We start from the raw sequence: 16,641 nt of genomic DNA on the forward strand, positions 1-16,641 counted from the left end.
CGCGTGCCAATCGTTGAAAAGCGATCTTGGAATTTTTAATAACTGCCATGAACAAAATTCATGCAGTAGAGGTTCCTTATGAAAAAACTGGTAATCAGGCACTTATCATTCTTCAGAATTCTTTTTATCTGAATTTCATCACAATCTAATTTTACGACGGGCATAAAAGAGTTTGTTGTGTGGGATGTTGTTTTTTAATCAAACCGCACAAAGTGTCACATCACTCTCATGCGTTCTGTTCCTTTGGATGGATTGCCCGAATTGAGACGGCGCAGGACTTGTAGGAAGGTTGGCGTGAATACGGATCAAAGGATGGAAATGTCAGTTGGTTGGTCTGGGCATAATGCATGGGAATAAAGATTTGTCCCGTTGCGATGGTGCTGGTGATAAATGCCTTGGCCTTTAACCTGCCGCGACGCGAGGTTACTTCAACCCATGAACTCGCCGTGATGCCTCGCCGGGCCGCATCCGAAGGGTTAATTTCGGCATAAATGCTTTCGGGATATAACCGACGCAACACTGCCGATTTAGCTGTGCGGGTCTGTGTGTGCCATTGCGCGGATGTGCCCCGGCCCGTCAGTAGGATGAATGGATATTCCGCATCCGGAGGCTCCGACATTTCGCGGGGTTCACCGAATATAAAACGAGCCTTTCCATCTCCGTGATAAAAAATTCCGTCGCCGAATAGCCGACGCTCGGAATCCAGCAGCTTTTCCTCCTGCTGCAGAGGCCATTGAATGCCACCTGCAGCGTCGATCATTTTGTAATCGAGAATCCCGCTGAAATCGCAGGGCTGTCCATGTGATAGTCTTTTGATGATTTGAAATACTACTTCCGGAGAACGCCATTGCGCGAAGAGTTCAGTGCATCCCCAATACGCAGCTACCAGTTTAAAAATATTGAAATCTGACAAAGCCAACCCAGGTGCAGGAGCGACCTTTTTCACTAAACCAATCCGACGCTCTGAATTGATGAACGTTCCATCCTTCTCTCCCCAGGCAGCGGCGGGCAGTATCAAGTGAGCGAACTGCGCCGTTTCCGTGGTGTGATACATGTCCTGTACGACGAGGAATTCCAATTTGGCAAAGATTCTTTGAATTGAGGATTGATTGATCCAGGAATGTGCGGTGTTTGTGGCAACCACCCAAAGGCCCTTGATGGTGCCCGTATCGATTCCGTCGATGATCTGGTCATAAGCCCAACCCGTTTGATTAGGAATGAGGCCAGCATCAATTCCCAGAATGGAGGCGACTCTTTCCCGATCTGCAGCATCTTTGAAATCGTGTCCTCCCAAGAGATTTGTTGTGTTGCTGAACAGACGCGAACCCATTGCATTGCATTGGCCGGTGATGGAGTTTGCTCCGGTCCCGGGACGGCCGATGTTGCCTGTCATCAGGGCGATGTTGATGATGGCCTGAGCCACTCGCGTTCCCTCATGACTTTGGTTTACGCCCATGGTCCACCAGAAGGAGACTCGCTTCCCTTGGTGAATTGTTTCCGCCAAGTGATGCAGTTGTTTTACGTCAATGCCACTCGCCTCAGCAGTCATTTCAGGCGTGAAGGCTTGAACATGTTTTTTGAAATCTTCAAAACCGGCGGTGTGCTGGTTAATGTAATCAGGATTGATCCATCCCTGATTAATCAAAATATTTGCCAAACCGTAGAGAAAAGTAAGATCGGATTTTGGTCGGATGGGATAGTGCTGCGTAGCTGCCATTGCGGTTTCAGTTTTGCGTGGATCGATGACAATGATTTCCGGCTGGTTGGGATTTCGCAGGACGCGTTGCCACAGGATGGGGTGAGCAATGCAAAGGTTGGAACCGATGAAAACAAGGACATCGGATTCTTCGAAATCCCGGTAAGTGTAAGGCGGAGCATCAAATCCAAAGGATTCCTTGTAAGCAGTCACGGCAGTGGCCATGCACTGTCGCGTGTTGCCGTCGCCATGGATCATTCCCATGCCGAACTTGGCCAGTGCTCCCAGAAAGGCCATTTCTTCAGTCACAATCTGACCGGTGCCCAGGAATGCCACCGAAGCGGGACCGTGCCTCGTCTGAATATCCTTGAAACGCTCAGTGAAGACCGTCATGGCCTCGTTCCAATCCACCGGTTCCAGCTTTCCATCCTTGCCGCGTAGATAAGGAGTCGTAGCGCGATCCGGCGCTTGCAGGGGAGTTAGAGCTTCCCAACCTTTTGGGCAGGCCATTCCAAGATTCACGGGGTAATTTGTTTGAGGAGTGAGATTTACTGCGCGGCCTTCCTTGAGATGGATATTCAAACCACAGCCGGTCGAACAAAATCCGCAAACCATGGTGGTCGTGGCGTCGGGCTGGAACTTTGCAGGAACCTTACCCAAACCAAAATTCCCCGGGTGCAGGGTGATATCCGAAGTGAGTGGCCCGGTCCATTCGCGGAGTAATGAGTTTTCCGGTGCGGCTTCACGTTGTTCCTTGGTCGTCATGCGGAAATACTTCCAGGCATTTTGGCTGGCGCAACCGCAGTGAAAAATAAATGGCGTTCCAGCAATTCTCCAGTAATGCAGAATAGAGAAATGGTCAGGAGCCAAAATCCATTTGAGTTTATGTGGACTGAGCTTTCGAGCAAGTATGTTACTGGAAGGATAATTCCCCCGATGAATCCGCAACAAAAGCGCAGACGAGCAATCAAACCAAGTTTACCGGCCAGCAGCCGCGCTGTTTTGTTCAACGGCGAGAGGAAGGGACTTTCCTCATCGACCAAATGATTGAAAATTCGGTGCTCAAAAACAAGCTTGACGATGGTGAGCGCGCAGAGAGTGATCAGTGCTGCTGGTAGAAAGGGGCCGGAGTTTTTTGGAAAAAGCATGGCACCCACCGCGCTAGCCATGCTGCCGAGGAGAAAGGTGGTTCCCAAAAACCTTGTGAAACTTTGCGATGCATTCCAAAACTCACGCCGGGTATCCACGTAGATCATGGCGGAACACGCTATGCCGAGCAGACCCGTGCCCGCCGTGGCAAATGCAAATCCTCTTTGGAGCGTGGCGAGGGATGGAAACCAAAACGCAACCAATGTGGCCATTGCAGATGGAACGAAGATTCCAAATGCGATAATTTCGCGGCTGAACCAGGAGGTTCGCCAGCCAAGAAAGGCCCGCCAGGCTTTCAGCGGTCGTCCCAAATGGAGTGAGCCCAACCCCAAGGCCAGCATGCCTGCAAGCGCGGCCGTCAGGCTGAACCATTTTGCAGGTTGCATTAACAGGGTGCCGATGCTCAAGCCAACCGCCAATTGTGACAAAACGAGCATGAACACCAGCGGCAGATGTGCGGGGGCAGGGGAAACACGCGCATGGTCGCCAGCCAGCAAATTGCGTGGGAGCGGTCTGGAAGATTTGTAAAGCGTTGTTGGAAGAGTATCGGATGGTTCTGGTGCGGTGGGCAGAAAGTTGTTGGTGGCAACACTCGTTGAGGCAATATTACCGCGGAACTGATTCAAAATAGCCTTTTGCTCCACGAATGTGATGCGAATCGCCTGACTGGGACAGGCTTGGACGCAGGCCGGAGCCTCACCGTGACTCAGGCGGCTGCTGCACATGTCACATTTGCGAACGATGCCCCGCTTCGCGGAATACTTGGGCACCTCGTACGGACATTTCATGATGCAATATTGGCAACCGATACATTGGTCATCGAGGTGCCGGACAATGCCGGTGACCGGGTCTTTGTCGTACGCCAGCACAGGACAACCACTCAGGCATCCGGGATCAACGCAATGGTGGCAGGCGGTGGTCACGGTTGCCTGGAAGGGTGCGCGCCAGTCCTCACTGCGAAGCAGGCCTACGTCCCGCCACGTCTCTTCTTCATCCAGGCCATTCAAGCTGTGGCACGCAGTCACACAGGCTTTGCATCCGGAGCAGCGATCCAAATCGACTTCGAAGGCATATTGTTCACCAGGTTTCGGAAGAGTTAACGGGATGAGATCGCGATAATACTTTGCCTGTGCTGGAAAGGCGTGGTTTTCGTGTTGTCGTGCAAAACGATCTGCCGCTGACAATTCACGTTGATCCGCCAACAACGCATCAATTAGCGTGGGGCCATCATGAGATGAATTGTTGGTTGTCATGTTTCTATTGGTGACTAGAACAGCATGGTAAGTTGCACATAACAAAAGTCTGCATCACGCGCACCGAACCCGGGCGCAGACCAGGTCTGCGAGATGTACTGCCCGTGAAAGAAATGGCCGTAGCCTCCTTCAAGTTGGGCAAAACGTGTTGGTGCCCAACCAACGATGGCGGTCAACTCGGTCCCGAGAAAGTTGCTGTAATCAGGATTGACGCCGAAACCTGTGCCGGGTGTCGAGGTTGTCCCGCCGCGCGCGACGCCACCGACGTTGTAAAAACTGTCATGCGTGTCCGCGAGCCAGAGTGCGTTGCCCTGGAGCGCGACGCTGACACTCGGGAGAGGTTTTAGCTGAAGAATGGCGCCAACATCATGAATGTTTTGCAACGAAACAAAATCGAGGGAGCCGTAAAACCTATGGTTCGTAGGGAAGAGATTATCAAAAGTTTCGTGCTTGCCATCATGCGGGTTGCTGTCACCGGAAGCGAAATCGTATTCCAATCCCAATCGGGGCGTGGCCCATAAGTTGGTGAAAGTGTAGCCCCCTTGAAGCACGACCATGTAGGCTTGTTGATCAAGCCTTTGCTTCGGCGCGCCGGCACGGGAATCCCGGAAATTGCCGAATTGGTATGCGCCTTCGAGCGAATAATCCCATCCGGCAAGTTCACCCGGCCTGGATTTGAGTCGGGAACCGATGGTGTAGATGTCGCGAGCGCTGGGTTGAGGGAATTGCGGGCTAGGTTCGGCGGCGGCGGCTTGGGGCGAAGCGTTGCGGGAGAGAAAATAAACATCCAGTATGTTCTTTGGCACCATTGGTGAAGTGGCATAAACGCCCGAGAACCAGTCGTAATCATTGCTGACATCGAAACGGCCATTTTCCGGGATTACCACGCGACCGGTGAAAAAGTCGGCACCGAACCATTCATTCTGCCAGCGAAGTTTCGCAGCGTCGAATACACGGCCAATGTTGTTCCAGCCGTAGGCTCCCACGAGACGCTCCTCGCCGTAACTCAGTTCCTGACGGCCGACTTTGAGCGATAATGGAAATTCCTTATGATTGCCAATGGTGGCGAAAGCCTGGTGGAGATTGATCGCATCGTATTCCGGTCCATCGCCTTGTTTTTTCACCGTGCCGGCAACGGGAGGAACATTGGCATAGGCGAATCGCTGGTCGTTGTACGTCAGGCTGCTTTGGCCCTCGACGTAGGCACTCCACCACTCATCGACATACCCAACATGGAGACGGATACGTGATAGAAAATAGTCATTGTCAACGTCGGCTCCGTGAGCGCGAAAATCATTATTGAGCGCAGGTGGTGTGCCGGGTCGACCGGGAATGCCATAGCCCTCATGATCCTCATAGCGAAGGCGCATTGCACCGCCGAAATCCCATTTGTTCATGTAAGGGTCATCCTTGCGTAGATACTCGTTGATGAAGCCTTGGAATGGTTGCGGCGGTGGAGGTGGTGTGTACTGAGCGTAGACTTGGTTCGCAAGGCCAAGGACGAGGGAACTGGTCAGCAATGTTGGGCAGGTTCGTTTCATTCTTCGGTTGGTTAGGTTTAGGTGTGGAACTACAGGCTTACAACGGATCTGATTTAATTCTTGATTACAGCGGCTTCTGAAATGCGGTCGGCCTTTTGATTGTTGGGACCTGTTGAGAGAGGCTGATCCGAAGAGGAGTTATGTTTGATGACAGGTAAGGACGAATGTCTCACAGGCCTTTGTCCTTTGTGGGCATGCTCTTCGAGGAAAGTAATCAGGTGTTCTCGCAGCCGATAATAATCGGGATGTTCAAGAACCGCCTTGCGCTCACGTGGACGTGGAAATGTTACTTCGAGAATATCGCCCACTTCGGCTTCCGGCCCGTTGGTCATCATGACGATTCGGTCGGAGAGAAATAGGGCCTCATCGACATCGTGGGTTACCATCATGGCGGTCTTTTTGTCCTTCCTCCAGAGTTCAATCAAGACCTGTTGCAGTTCCATGCGGGTAAGCGAATCAAGCATGCCAAAGGGTTCATCCAGCAGAAGCATCCTGGGTGAAAGTGCAAAGGCGCGGGCGATGCCAACCCGCTGGCGCATGCCTTGGGAAAGCTGGGCCGGTTTCTTGTGCATAGCATCAGCAAGTCCGACCACGCTCAGATAGTATTCGGCGATTTGGCGGCGCTCATCCTTGTTCGCGGTATAAAAGACCTGGTCAACCCCCAGCATTACGTTTTCAAAGGCTGTTAACCAGGGCAGCAGACAGGGAGATTGAAAAACAATGCCGCGATCGGGACCTGGGCCGGTAAGTTCCTTGCCAGCCAAAATGATTCCACCGGAGGTGATGTCGTTCAGCCCGGCAACCATTGAGAGTACGGTTGATTTTCCGCAACCGGAATGTCCTATCAAGGAGATGAATTCGCCTTTTTTAATCCTGAGATCAAAGTCCTTTACGATGGTCGCTGGCCCCTTCGGAGTGGAATAGACCTTCGTTAGCTTGAAAATCTCCAAGTAGGTACTCATGAATCGATTTTAATGGTCTCAGTTTTAATCTCACTACGGCGAATCGGCTTGCGTCCGCTGAACCTCTGCCGGCCACGAGTCAAATCTTCGGGTTCGATATCTGGCAAAACCAGTTTTTTGCTAATGGCAGCCCGTTTGGAAGCTCCTGGTCCCAGGAGATAATCGATCACTTCCTTGCGTATCGCTTTAAACCGCGCGTCGTGGTTCATTGCTTTTCGATCTCGGGGTCGTGGAAGATCAATCTTCACGGACTTTCCGAGGGTTGCGTTAGGGGCGGCACTGAGAGGTATGATGCGATCCGCGAGGTAAATGCCCTCGTCCACATCATTGGTGATTAGTACCACCGTTTTCCTATCATCTGACCAGATGCGTGAAATCTCATCCTGCAGAGTGGAACGCGTCAATGCATCGAGGGCACCCAACGGTTCATCGAGCAAAAGAATTTGAGGGTCCATCGCCAGCGCGCGGGCGACGGAGACACGCTGGCGCATTCCACCCGAAAGTTCACTCGGTCGCTTATCACGAGCGGGAGTGAGATTCACCATGGCAACATATTTCTCCACGTGCTGCTGCTTCCTGGCGGGTGCCCAGTTGGGAAATACCTGGTCCACGGCGAGGTGAATATTTTCGTAAACCGTCAGCCAGGGCAGGAGTGAATAATTCTGAAAAACAATGCCGCGGTCAGGACCCGGTTCTGTAATTTCAAGATCGTTCAAGGTGATGTTCCCGGCATCCGGCCGGATTAAACCTGCGATCATGGAAATGAGTGTTGATTTGCCAGCACCGGAGTAGCCTACAATTGCAACAAACTCGCCTTTTTCCATGGTGAGATTTATGTCACGCAACACCTCGGTCCGCTGACCTGTCGCTCCGTATCCCTTACTGACATTTTTAAGTTCGAGGAAAGCCATGGGAATCTCAGGCGGTTTTGAAACGTTTTTCCGCCAAGCTCATCAGGCGGTCCAACACGAAGCCGACCAGGCCGATGACAATGATGCACAAAATGATGTGCTCATAGATGAGAGCGTTGTACTCCTGCCAAAGAAAGCCACCCACACCGGGTCGGCCAGTCAGCATTTCAGCAGCGACAATGACAAGCCATGCGATTCCCAGACTCAAACGGAAACCGGTGAACATGTATGGCAACGTGGCTGGAATCAGCACCTTAAACAGGGTCTTGCTTCGGGAGAGTTTCAAAACCCTGGCCACATTGAGATAATCCTGAGGAATTGCACGCACTCCAACCGCCGTGTTCATCACCGTGGGCCACATCGCGCATATGGCAATGGTAAACAATGCTCCGAGTTCTGAGGCCTGTTTGCCGAAGCTTAAGAACAGAATCAATCCCAATGGCAACCATGCCAATGGAGAAACCGGGCGCAAAACTTGAATGATTGGATCGAAGATTTTGGTAAAGGTTTTGGATAAGCCGAGGCAGAATCCGATCGGAGTGCCGAGGGCCAATGCGAGCACATAGCCTTTGGCAACGAGCACCAGCGAATACCAGGTGAAACGAAGAATTCCCTGGTCCATTTCGCCGCGTTTGGCAAACGGCTCCATGATGTAAGGCTTGCTGCTCTGCCAGGTTTTAAGCGGTGATGGCAATTCCTTCGCCCAGGTGGCACTCGAGATGGCCCAGATCGCGATGACGCAAGCCGCGCCGATCAGAGGCAGGATCAACCAATCAAGTTTGAATGTTTTCATAGGCAGATGTCATCCCTTGAGATTGCAAACCGAAAAGCCTTTGGCGTATTCCTCGGGTTTGGCCGGGTCGAAAGTTACGCCATCGAAAAGAGTTTCCTTGTCAGTGTTCAGTCCACCATGGGCATAGCCGATTTCCTTCATGGCTTCCTCGTAGATGTCATGGCGCATTACCTGTTTCGCGACGCCCTCATAATCCGGCGCGCCGCTGACCATTCCCCAGCGACGGAACTGAGTGAGCCACCAGACTGCGTATTTTGGTTGCGGGTAATTGCAGTTGCGGCTGCTGTAGATCATGTAATTAGCGTCCTTCTTTTTACGACCATCGCCGTAGTCTACATCTCCAACCAATCTGCCCAGAATGATTTCCTTGTTGCAGTTGATATAGGTGGGCTTGCTGACGATTTCACATTGTTCCGGGCGGTTTTCAAGCTTGTCCAACCATACACTGGCCTCGTGAAGAGCCTTAAGCACCGCTTTGACAGCGCGCGGGTTTTTATCAGCGAATTCTGCGGCAAAGGCGCAGACCTTTTCCGGATGATCCTTCCAGATGTCTTGTGTGAGAATGGAAGTGAACCCTATCTTATCTGCCACTGCGCGTGCATTCCACGGTTCGCCTACGCAGAAACCATCCATCTTGCCGATTTTCATGTTTGCCACCATTTGAGGGGGTGGCACGGTGATGAGGGCGACATCCTTGTCTGGATTAATTCCGCCAGCAGCCAGATAATAACGCATCCACATCGCGTGAGTTCCGGGGGGAAAGGTCATGGCAAACGAAAGGGGTTCGCCCAGTTTTTTGGCTTTTTCCACGAATGGCAAAAGAGCCTTCGGATCATCGGAAACCTTTCCTTTCCATTCCTGTTTCAGGGTGATGGCCTGGCCGTTCCGATTCATAATCCACGGAATGATCATTGGCTTTTTCGGCGAACCCAGGAGACCCATCGAGGAGGCGATGGGCATTCCCGTCAGCATGTGGGTGGCTTGAATATCGCCGGTGGAAAGGGAATCTCGAATGGCGGCCCAATTCGCTCCCTTGGAAACAACCGAGTCGATTCCGTATTTTTTAAAAAGGCCTTTTTCATGGGCGATGACAATTGGCGAGCAATCAGTCAGTGCTATGATGCCGAACTTCATTGACTTCAATTCGGGTGCATCATCTGCATAGACGCTCCCCACCCAACCACGAGGCAAACCACCCAACAATGCAACAGCACCAAGTCCGCGAATGGTCTGGCCGACGAAATTACGGCGACTGAGTCTAGGCGATGGTGTGGTTTTCTGCTTTGGATTTGTCTTCATGGTTGGTGACACTGGTGATCAGGTTCCTGGCCTTTTGATAAATATCCGACCGAAACACCTTGGGGATGCTGGCGGATGGAATGAGTGAACGGTTGGGGATAACACCGGTTTGATGCATCGTCTTCAAAACCCAGCCGGCCTTTTCGGCGGAAGGTTCGTTGGCGCCGTCGCGATGAAAAATTTGGAAGCCAGGCACCTTCTCCGTCCTACCATGGCCGAAATCAAAAGGACCGGTGATGCTTCTGCGCAACGAAGCGGCAGGAATGTTGAGATATTCAGGGCGCGAGAGGACGTTGATTACGTGATCTGCATTTTCAGGCTGGTCACAGTAGGTGCACGCTTCGATTAAAGATGCAATAAGTGCAAGGTGTTCAGTGGCGCGATCCGCGGCAAAGCGGCTGCGGACCATCAAAACTTTTTCGGGATGATTCGGAGCCAGTCCAACACTGGTGTCAGCGCACCAGCCGATCCGGTTTTGCACGGCGATTGAGTTCCAGGGTTCACCAACACAATAGCCATCCAGATTGCCTGCTTTCAGGTTGGCGAACATCTGCGGTGGGGGGACGACCACAATCTGAACATCCTTTTGCGGGTCGATGCCACTGGAACTCAACCAATGGCGTAACAGAAAATTATGACTGGAGAAAGGGAAGGGAATGCCAAAGGTGAATACCTTCCTGCCGCGCAGACGGGTCATGACTTCACGCAAGCTCTTTGCGTCACGTACGCCGTTTTCCCAAAGTTCACGAGATAAGGTGATGGCGTTGCCGTTCAATCCCAATACCAGACCAGTGACACATTCACAGGCTACGGAACCGAGGCCCAAGGTTGCGGCAAACGGCATTCCGGCGAGGGCGTGGGCGGCGTCCAATTCACCGTGAATTATCTTGTCGCGAATGGTGGCCCAGCCCAATTCGCGCCTTAAGTGCACTTCCAAATTGTATTTGGAGAACAGGCCCAACTCCCTGGCAATGGCGAGCGGTGCACAATCCGTCAAAGGTACGAAGCCGACCTGCAAACTCTGCGGATTTTCCAGCGAACGACCTGTATGAATGTTTCTGCTCATGCAACCATACTGACTGCCAACTAAAAAGAGCAGAGCTTTTGATATGCCAAATCTGAAATCTGGCGCGATGAATGCTGTGCATTGTTTTGATGATTGGAATGAAAATTATTCATTGATGAACAATCCACTTGATACCAGACAACTCAGAGCATTCGTAATGCTGGCAAAAACGGCGAGTTTCACATTGGCTGCAAAAGAATTGAATCTCTCACAGTCCGCAGTAAGCCATTCCATGAAGGCATTGGAAACCGATGTGGGGTGTCGCCTTTTGGACAGGATGGGCAAAAAGGTTTTGCTTACGCAGGCGGGAGAACAGTTGTTGCATCACGCGGAAAAAATAATGCAGGAGATGTCGATTACGCGTGCATCCCTGGAACAATTGGGGAAGTGGGGCAAAGGACGATTACGCATCGGCACCAGCGCCACCGCCTGCCAATATATCCTGCCAGCTGTGTTGCGGGAATTTAAGGAAAGTTTTCCGCAGTATGCCATCAGCATAGAGCCGGGAGATGCGCTCGAATGCGAGGAGGCATTGCGCAACAACCGGATTGACGTTGCGCTGGCATTGGAGCCTGAAAAGGAGGAACAATTTGCATTTCATCCACTCTTTACCGACGAGTTGCTTTTTTTGGTGAGTCCATTGCATCCCTGGGCCGCGGCAAAATCAATCAGCCGTTCGGAGATTCCGAAACAGAGTTATGTGCTCTACAACAAGAAGAGCCAGACATTTCGCATGGTCGAAAAGTACTTTCGTCATGAAGGGATGGTGCTGAATACGGTGATAGAATTGGGAAGCATGGAGGCAATCAAGGAGTTGGTAAAACTAGGGCTTGGAGTCGGCATTCTTGCCCCGTGGATTGCGCCCAGGGAAATTGAGGAAGGCTCCCTGGTCGCTTTGCCGTTGGGCAAGAAGAAGCTCAAACGAAACTGGGGAGTTTTTCATTGGCGCCGACACAGATTAAGCCTGGCCGAAGAGACATTTGTGGGCCTTTGTCGTTCTGCAACCGAGGGATTATCGAGGCACTGATGATTAGGCAAACCTGGCGAACTGACGGCAAATCTCAATGCTCTTGATGTGGTATGGCATACAATAATGCAGGGCTTTAATTTTTCAGCGTTAAGGCTTTCTTAAGAACAACTTGCCTTACCTTCTTTAAATTTTCGCTAGCAGGCATAATAAATGTGTTGCCCGGACTTTGCCGTGCTCGCAAGCATCTTTGTTTGAATCGCGAACCTTACTTGTCCCGCCATCCTTGCACCACTGTCAGCGGCATGTACTCGGCAGGATTCACCGTTCCCTCTTCCGGTGCCACTATGAAATCTTTGTATTGCTGGACATGAGACTGAACGAAATAGCCCGCTTCCAATGACCAAAGTTTCTGATAAGGAGTGCTCGACCATCCCGCAGGCCCGTTTGGCGCTGCTGGCAAACTCGGAGGTTTTTGATTGGGCGGTGGATAAGTAAGGCCGCCCACCAGGAAAACCCGATTACCCGATTTCAAAGTTTCTGTGATTTTATCGAGCACGCTGCCGATGGCCTCCATTTGATCCGGTTTCATCATGATTTGAACGACAGTGTCATAACAATGAAACTTATGGTCCTGGAGTTCCGGAAGTGTTGTCCATGGCGCCTCGCCGGAGTAGTAGTATTGAAAACTGATGCCGCAATACCAGGGATTAACCACGATCAAATCCCCCTTGTTCACGGATTCACTCAGCCTTTTGGCAATCAAATCCATATTGGTCATCCGCATGCGCACGGTGTTCCACACCGGCGGCGCCATCAAGCCGAGGACAACAACCACAAAAACCAGGCGGAGCTTCCGGCCTCTTTCCCAATTACCCAGAACGGAAAGGACGGCATCGATGGCCAACGCCGTCACTGCCATCAGCGAGGAGTAATACCAGGATTGTGTGCCAAATTTTAGGTTCCTTAGAAAGAGGAAGTATCCCACAATGCCGATGGCAAAGGCAGTGATTGAAAACAAGAGCAGATCGTTTTGCCCGGCTGTTATCTTCAGAACGGAGGGGCGGAATTGGCAGAAAACTGCCATGGCCAGCGCCGCCATGAGTAGGAGTGCCCAGATATACCCGGAAGCCGGTCGCCCATCCGTAACGGCCTCCGTAATTTTGGTGACAAACCTTTCGAAGTCAAAAGGGATTTGCGCGATGAGATAATGGCCTGCGATATGGTGAATGCCGATGAGATATGGTATCACGGAAACAACGGCCACCAGGCCGATGCCCAGCACCAGCACACTCCGCTTCCATTGCCCATGGCGCAGCGCCACCACGGAGCCGGCGGCACAAAGTGCGAACAACAAAACCCAATTGTAATAAGTAGTATGGACGCTGCCAATGGCTGCCATGGTGGCACCAAGAAAATTCAACCGGGAGGGAGACTCAACGACCCGCCAGATCAGGCCAAAAGTCATCAAAATCCAAAATGTTCCCCAACCCCAGGCCCGCATGGAGTCCCCCCAGAGAATGATGGTGGGGCTGAAACCGAGCAGGAGGAGAGAAAAGAACGGGAAGGAGATCTTCAAACGGCGCGCGTTGAACCAAAGCGCTCCCAAAACGGACAGTCCGACTAAAAGCCCCAGGAGGCGCAATCCGTTGTCACTGCCCAAACCCAGCCACAGCCAGGCCCGCGTGACTATCACCCAGAAGGCAGGGAATGAATCGTAGAGTAGATAAGCCCAGACATCGGGTAGATCGGGCCTGGCAGCCAGCCTGATTGTGCCAACTTCATCACGCCAAAGCCCGCCAGCATGCTGAAAAAAAACAAAATGCAGATATACGACCAGCGCCGTGACAAGGAGCGCAACACCCCATTCCGCTTTTCGCAACATATTTTGCACTTCAGATTTCCTGGCCTTGATAAGGCCCGCTTCTTATGCATTGGATGGTAATGAGGGAAGATGCGCCTGCTCAAGATAATTAAGAAGTTTGCCTTTGGGACCAATACCGATTGGCCTATGTAGTCACAGGCAATGCCGAGCGGGGTTCTTTGGGAACTTGAGGAGAAGCAGGCGGGCTGGTTTTGGGGAGCGCATTCCATTTGGGTAATAGAAGCACCCCCGCAATCACGAGAGTGACGGAGAGCGACACGAAGACTCCGTTCCAACCCCAACGTTCATGAAATACTCCTGGAATCGTGCCGCCCACAATTGCTCCGATGGAGCCGCAACCATTGATCAACCCGGCAGCAGTGGAAGCGCCTTTTTTGGTGCCAAAATCTATTGCGGCGGTACCACTGACCAGCGCATCTGGTGGAAATAACAGGAATCCGAGAAGGAACAGGCATCCCCCCAGCATCAATTGCGTGTGAGGCAGTTTATCAATAAAGAAAAGTAATATGCCACCAGCGATAAGACATACGACACAAACGGGGGTGCGTCGCGCGCCCAGCAGCTTATCGGAAACGACGCCGGCAAGCAGTACGCCCACTGGACCAGCGAGTTCAAATAAGGCACCGAGGGCACCAGATTTAGCCATGCCCGTACCGAGTTGGCTGTTCAAATACTTGGGTGCCCAGAGAAGGATGGCGTAGCGAGTGGGCTTCATGAAAAAATAGACCGTAGCTAAGAGTAGCACCATGGGGCTTTTCAATACTTCGATGACAATCCTCCAGGAGCCTTCCTGCTCTTCGGCGGCAGTTTCGCTGACTCCAACAACCGCTTCCTTTTCTCCGTGATACACTTCAATGGGCGGCAAGCCGATATCTTCCGGACGGTTACGTTGTAATAGCACAAACAGGATGCAGACCACAACCAACGCCAAAGCGGGCACCCAGAAAGCAAAACGCCAGCCAAACATTTCACCAAACTTTCCGGCGAGGTAGGACGCGATCAATCCACCGATTGCGTAATTGGTACACCACAAGCCCATGATTGTGCCACGTTCACGTTGTGAGAAGAAGGCTCCGATATTCTTGACCAAGGGAGCCCAACCGGTGGACTGACAGAGGCCTTGGAGGGCGGAGAAAAGTATCAGCATCGCGGCAACTGAGGATGAGCCCATGGCCACTGCAGCCAGCACTGAACCGATCATGCCGACCAGGATGACCTTGCGTGTGCCGTAGCGGTCCCCGCAAATTCCCCAGAAAAATTGTCCAACAGCGTAGGTCAGCAGCGAGGCGCCATCGATCCACGACATCTGCAGCTCTGTCAACCCAAGGCCGGCAGTCTTGCCCATGTCGATTTTGGCTACCGCGAAGGCCTTGCGCGTTTGATAAAACCCGACATAGGCCAGCCAGGTGATGGCGAAGACCTGCCAACGCCAACGCTCGTATTTCCAATTGTTACCAACCAGCTTCGGTCCGTTTTGCATAGCTCAATTGGGCATTGCGCTTCAAACGGCCCACAAGCCTGCCAGAGCTTGAAGACCGGTTCACTTACGCCTGCATTTAGGCGTAAGCTTTTGCTTCAAGACAAATTGCAGCCGGGTTTTGATGGCCATGAATCACAGGGAGTTCATGTTGATAGCTGCGGGAATTGCGAAACTGATGAAGCGAATGGCAAGGGATGAATCAGGTTCCTCAGCGTGCCAGGATGTTCGCATCAAGTCCATGGGCTGACATGCTATAAGATGCAAAGTCAGTTGCGCTAGCATTTTCTATTTTCGGAATGTAACGATTGGGCGAAATTGAATCTGGAGGAAGAGAGCCAAACTGCTTCATGTGCCAACCGCGATTGATTGATTGTTGATGGTCTGGTTTGCTTAAATCTTGAGGAATGTTTTTCTTCGATACATCCAAAAACACATCAGCCAAAGCACGAGCAGTGTTAAGGCCATCTCGGTTATTGGAGCACACGCGGTGCCCAGGATATTAAAGACGCCTTCGCCAAAATGAACTTTGAAAGTGGTCTTAATAAATTTATCCCACAAGTGAGCCATGACGTACATTGCAATTGAGTTCATGCCAACCACTATCAGCGGGAATGCCCAACGTTTGTACCCCTGCCAGTCAATAATCCCGTAAAAAGTTGCCAGCAGGATGCAGGTCCAGCCGGTGCTGAAGATTACCCATGAAGGCGTCCAGATGCGCTTTACTGACGGGCAGATGCCAGTCATATCAAGCACTGCTCCCAAAGCCAGACAGGCAATTCCTGCTCCAACCAGCAGGCGCACTTTTGAACTCTGAGTCGATTGCTCCCGCATAAACTGACCGGCTAACAAGCCGAAAATCATTGTGGCCAGCGAGGGCACAAAACTGAGAGTCAGATATCCACCACCATTAAATACGAACGGGTGTTCTCGTGGAAAGAGATTCAGGAACCATTGATCCACGGCAGCGGCCAAATTTGTGTTCTTGTCCCAGTGTGCGGCGAACCCGGTGAGATGATGCCAATTTGCTGGTATACCCACTTTTTGATAATCAAAATCGTTCACAGGCAGCGGATAAAGAGCAAATGCTGCCCAATAGCCCACAAGGATTAGCATGGCCGCAGTGAATTGCACCCGGAGTTTCGTCCAAGCCAGCAAAAAGAGGAAGGTATAACCAAGTCCAATCTGTGTGAGCACATCCTCAAAGGTGAAATAGGTCTGATGCCTGCCGACTGAGCGCAAAAAGATCCCAATGAAAACCAACGCGATTGATCGCCAAAGTGTGTGACCAAGCATGGTGTTGAAACTTTGTCCTTTGGCTCTGCGGCTGGCCAAGGAAAATGGCATCGCCACTCCCACCATGAACATAAATGAAGGTTGGATCAAGTCCCACAAAGCGCATCCGCGCCAATCCACATGTTCCGTCTGGTATTTCAGAAACTGCCAAAAGGAACTGTTCGGATTCTGCTCGGCCATACGCCACATATTGAAACCCTCTGAGGCCATCAGCAGCATCACAAATCCGCGGTAGGCATCAAGCGAAATGAGCCGCGTAGCTTTTTCAGGGACTGTCCGTGCTGGCCGCGATTCTTGGGTGGGGGACGCCAAAGTTGCCTGGGCTTCCTCAGGGTTCATGCAAATC

General features: G+C 51.8%; 12 protein-coding genes. 1 reads left to right on the plus strand and 11 read right to left on the minus strand.

What is annotated here, in order from left to right; genetic code table 11:
* Positions 1 to 226 precede the first annotated feature (226 nt).
* Genes CFLAV_RS16230 through CFLAV_RS16265 form a run of 8 tightly spaced genes read right to left on the minus strand, consistent with a single transcriptional unit; the run spans position 227 to position 10,670 of the window.
* Positions 227 to 2,461, minus strand: coding sequence for a molybdopterin oxidoreductase family protein (locus CFLAV_RS16230; RefSeq protein ID WP_007415860.1), 2,235 nt, complete (start codon positions 2,459 to 2,461; stop codon positions 227 to 229).
* Positions 2,458 to 4,098 (minus strand): DmsC/YnfH family molybdoenzyme membrane anchor subunit, encoded by a 1,641-nt coding sequence (locus CFLAV_RS16235; RefSeq protein ID WP_007415861.1) that lies wholly within the window; start codon positions 4,096 to 4,098, stop codon positions 2,458 to 2,460. The genes CFLAV_RS16230 and CFLAV_RS16235 overlap by 4 nt, the downstream gene beginning before the upstream one ends.
* Positions 4,099 to 4,112: 14 nt before the next feature.
* Positions 4,113 to 5,639: an alginate export family protein gene (locus CFLAV_RS16240; protein WP_007415862.1), complete on the minus strand. Its 1,527-nt coding sequence runs from the start codon at positions 5,637 to 5,639 to the stop codon at positions 4,113 to 4,115.
* A gap of 53 nt (positions 5,640 to 5,692) precedes the next feature.
* Complete coding sequence (locus tag CFLAV_RS16245) at positions 5,693 to 6,601, minus strand: ABC transporter ATP-binding protein (protein ID WP_007415863.1); 909 nt, start codon at positions 6,599 to 6,601, stop codon at positions 5,693 to 5,695.
* Positions 6,598 to 7,512, minus strand: coding sequence for an ABC transporter ATP-binding protein (locus tag CFLAV_RS16250; protein WP_007415864.1), 915 nt, complete (start codon positions 7,510 to 7,512; stop codon positions 6,598 to 6,600). Before CFLAV_RS16250 ends, CFLAV_RS16245 begins: the two co-directional genes overlap by 4 nt.
* A 7-nt stretch (positions 7,513 to 7,519) precedes the next feature.
* Positions 7,520 to 8,305: a nitrate ABC transporter permease gene (gene ntrB, locus CFLAV_RS16255; RefSeq protein WP_007415865.1), complete on the minus strand. Its 786-nt coding sequence runs from the start codon at positions 8,303 to 8,305 to the stop codon at positions 7,520 to 7,522.
* A 9-nt stretch (positions 8,306 to 8,314) separates the two neighbouring features.
* Positions 8,315 to 9,604, minus strand: coding sequence for a CmpA/NrtA family ABC transporter substrate-binding protein (locus CFLAV_RS16260; RefSeq protein ID WP_007415866.1), 1,290 nt, complete (start codon positions 9,602 to 9,604; stop codon positions 8,315 to 8,317).
* Entirely contained in the window at positions 9,564 to 10,670 is a 1,107-nt protein-coding gene (locus CFLAV_RS16265) for a CmpA/NrtA family ABC transporter substrate-binding protein (RefSeq protein WP_007415867.1), read from the minus strand. Before CFLAV_RS16265 ends, CFLAV_RS16260 begins: the two co-directional genes overlap by 41 nt.
* 115 nt (positions 10,671 to 10,785) lie before the next feature.
* Here CFLAV_RS16265 and CFLAV_RS16270 point away from each other — a divergent pair, with 115 nt between their 5' ends.
* Positions 10,786 to 11,697, plus strand: coding sequence for a LysR family transcriptional regulator (locus tag CFLAV_RS16270; protein WP_040549127.1), 912 nt, complete (start codon positions 10,786 to 10,788; stop codon positions 11,695 to 11,697).
* Between the two features lie 208 nt (positions 11,698 to 11,905).
* Here the strand turns inward: CFLAV_RS16270 and CFLAV_RS16275 are convergent, their stop codons facing one another.
* The 3 genes from CFLAV_RS16275 to CFLAV_RS16285 all read right to left on the minus strand — a co-directional run bounded on the left by CFLAV_RS16275 (position 11,906) and on the right by CFLAV_RS16285 (position 16,634).
* Positions 11,906 to 13,522 (minus strand): hypothetical protein, encoded by a 1,617-nt coding sequence (locus CFLAV_RS16275; protein ID WP_007415869.1) that lies wholly within the window; start codon positions 13,520 to 13,522, stop codon positions 11,906 to 11,908.
* Positions 13,523 to 13,646: 124 nt separating this feature from the next.
* Positions 13,647 to 15,002: an MFS transporter gene (locus CFLAV_RS16280; RefSeq protein ID WP_007415870.1), complete on the minus strand. Its 1,356-nt coding sequence runs from the start codon at positions 15,000 to 15,002 to the stop codon at positions 13,647 to 13,649.
* 390 nt (positions 15,003 to 15,392) lie between these two features.
* A complete protein-coding gene (locus CFLAV_RS16285) occupies positions 15,393 to 16,634 on the minus strand; it encodes an acyltransferase family protein (RefSeq protein WP_007415871.1) in 1,242 nt (413 codons plus the stop codon).
* Positions 16,635 to 16,641 lie beyond the last annotated feature (7 nt).

This window comes from Pedosphaera parvula Ellin514, from assembly GCF_000172555.1.
Classification (GTDB): Bacteria; Verrucomicrobiota; Verrucomicrobiia; order Limisphaerales; family Pedosphaeraceae; genus Pedosphaera.

Excerpts from the sequence above, each read along its gene's own strand:
- CFLAV_RS16230 (WP_007415860.1), bottom strand. The coding sequence starts at position 2,461 with ATGACGACCAAGGAACAACGTGAAGCCGCACCGGAAAACTCATTACTC.
- CFLAV_RS16235 (WP_007415861.1), bottom strand. The coding sequence starts at position 4,098 with ATGACAACCAACAATTCATCTCATGATGGCCCCACGCTAATTGATGCG.
- CFLAV_RS16240 (WP_007415862.1), bottom strand. The coding sequence starts at position 5,639 with ATGAAACGAACCTGCCCAACATTGCTGACCAGTTCCCTCGTCCTTGGC.
- CFLAV_RS16245 (WP_007415863.1), bottom strand. The coding sequence starts at position 6,601 with ATGAGTACCTACTTGGAGATTTTCAAGCTAACGAAGGTCTATTCCACT.
- CFLAV_RS16250 (WP_007415864.1), bottom strand. The coding sequence starts at position 7,512 with ATGGCTTTCCTCGAACTTAAAAATGTCAGTAAGGGATACGGAGCGACA.
- ntrB (WP_007415865.1), bottom strand. The coding sequence starts at position 8,305 with ATGAAAACATTCAAACTTGATTGGTTGATCCTGCCTCTGATCGGCGCG.
- CFLAV_RS16260 (WP_007415866.1), bottom strand. The coding sequence starts at position 9,604 with ATGAAGACAAATCCAAAGCAGAAAACCACACCATCGCCTAGACTCAGT.
- CFLAV_RS16265 (WP_007415867.1), bottom strand. The coding sequence starts at position 10,670 with ATGAGCAGAAACATTCATACAGGTCGTTCGCTGGAAAATCCGCAGAGT.
- CFLAV_RS16270 (WP_040549127.1), top strand. The coding sequence starts at position 10,786 with ATGAACAATCCACTTGATACCAGACAACTCAGAGCATTCGTAATGCTG.
- CFLAV_RS16275 (WP_007415869.1), bottom strand. The coding sequence starts at position 13,522 with ATGTTGCGAAAAGCGGAATGGGGTGTTGCGCTCCTTGTCACGGCGCTG.
- CFLAV_RS16280 (WP_007415870.1), bottom strand. The coding sequence starts at position 15,002 with ATGCAAAACGGACCGAAGCTGGTTGGTAACAATTGGAAATACGAGCGT.
- CFLAV_RS16285 (WP_007415871.1), bottom strand. The coding sequence starts at position 16,634 with ATGAACCCTGAGGAAGCCCAGGCAACTTTGGCGTCCCCCACCCAAGAA.